2 protein-coding genes are annotated in these 1,736 nt (G+C 70.0%); both read right to left on the bottom strand.

Features of this window, described 5'->3' with window-relative positions:
• Positions 1-1,067 (bottom strand): TIGR02677 family protein (locus WAX14_RS03295; protein WP_422626665.1); only part of this gene is annotated, 1,067 nt, incomplete at its 3' end.
• Positions 1,068-1,181: 114 nt separating this feature from the next.
• The coding region (locus WAX14_RS03290) for an aminoglycoside phosphotransferase family protein (protein ID WP_422626664.1) at positions 1,182-1,736 on the bottom strand (555 nt) is incomplete at its 5' end.

Raw genomic sequence — 1,736 nt, 5'->3', positions numbered from 1 at the left:
GGCGCATCCCACCACGAGCGGGTGACCGGCACGGCATCGGCGTCGGTGTGCGCGACCGAGAAATGCCGGGGCCGCCCCAGATCGAACACCGCACCGAACAGTGCATGCGCGGCATCCTCGGTGGGGGCGGCCGCGAACCACCCGGCGAGATGCCGCAGTTGCGATTCGCGGCTGACCCCGCCGCGGCGCTGCTCGGTCAGCTTCCGCAACAACCCCAGCACCGCCGAGATCGCATTGACCGTCGCGCCGCGCAGCCGTTCGGACTCGCTCGGTTCCGACCCGACCCCGACGAACCAGTGCTCGATGCCCTGCCAGCGTTGCGCCCAGTCGGCTTCGCGTTCGGCCAGCGGCAGCAGCACCCGCTCGTCGTGCCGCGCCGCCGCCGTCGCGAGCGTCCCGGTGCCGCTGGCATGCACACGCGCGAGCGCCCGCGTCAGCTTCGGCGCGTAGCGCGCCAGATCGGTACTGAACTCGCGCATGTGCGCGAGCAATGCGTCCTTGTGCGCGAGAAACGCCTCGGGAGTCACCTCGGTGACACGCACCAGATCACCGAGCACCAGATAGAACCGGGCGGCCCGCTCCGCCATGTCCGACAGGGTTGCGTCGAGACGATTGAGCTTGCGGTACACCAGTTCACCGTCCCCGGCCGCATTCGCATCGGCGAGTTCGGTCAGGTCCGCCAGCAGATCCGCCAGGGCCAGCCGCGACAGCGACGCATCCTCCCCGCGCGCCGCCAGCACGTCCTCCACCGCGCGATACACCCGGTACCCGGCCTGCCCGAATTGGTACACGAAATGCCGATTGCGATACTCGGCGAGCGTGGCCGCGCGGGAGCCGTCGTAGCTGCGTTCGAGGACACCCCACGTGTGCAACTGCTCGAGCAGCGGCGTGACCTCCCCGGCGGTCAGTGCGGCCACCGGATCGCCGCCCCCGATCCGGGTGAGGGTCGCGGCGACCTCACCCGCGTGCAACAGAACCACATAGTTGGCGCGGGCATGATCGAACGCCCGCAGCACCCACAGATACTCGGTGCGCTTCTCCGCGGTCGCGAACGAGAACAGCTTCAGACGATCGTCCCGTGCGATCGGGTCCTCGAGCCCACCCACAGGGGACTGCACTGTTTCACTCACCGTGACAGGGTAGAGGCCCGCACCGACAGCCCCGAACGCCACGCGGCCGGATCAGCGACGAACCGCTTTCGCGATCGTCACGAACCGGGTCACGCGGGCACGTCGGTCGGGGGTGACCGCACCGCGAGCCTCGTCGAGCGTCCACCACGCGTTGATCACCGACCGCACCACCACCCAACCACGCGCCCGATCCTCGTCGAGCCAACCCGCATCGACCACCGCCTCGAATCGGCGCAACAACCCGCCGCGCACGTCACCGGCCAACTCCTCCCACCGATTCCACAACAGCGGTGCCGGCTCGAAATTCCGATCCCCGGCCAGCGGTCTCGGATCGATCGCGAGCCACGGCTGCCGGTGCCCGGCCAGGACATTGCCGTAGTGCAGGTCGCCGTGCAGCAGCACCGCCGAACTCTCCTCGTCCACCACGAGGTCGCGCACGAGTCCGACGGCCTGATCGACCAGCCGATGCGGGATCGGACTGTCGCGGGGCAGCCGCGCCAGCGCATCGGCCTCCCGCTGCACGTACGCGGACAACCGGCGCAGCCGCGGCACCGCAGGCCGGTGCAACCGCCGCATCACCTCACCGGCGATCCCGCACGCCGCCAC

It is taken from the genome of Rhodococcus sp. (in: high G+C Gram-positive bacteria), assembly GCF_049299235.1.
Lineage (GTDB): Bacteria > Actinomycetota > Actinomycetes > Mycobacteriales > Mycobacteriaceae > Rhodococcus.
This window is presented reverse-complemented; position numbering and strand designations above follow the sequence as displayed.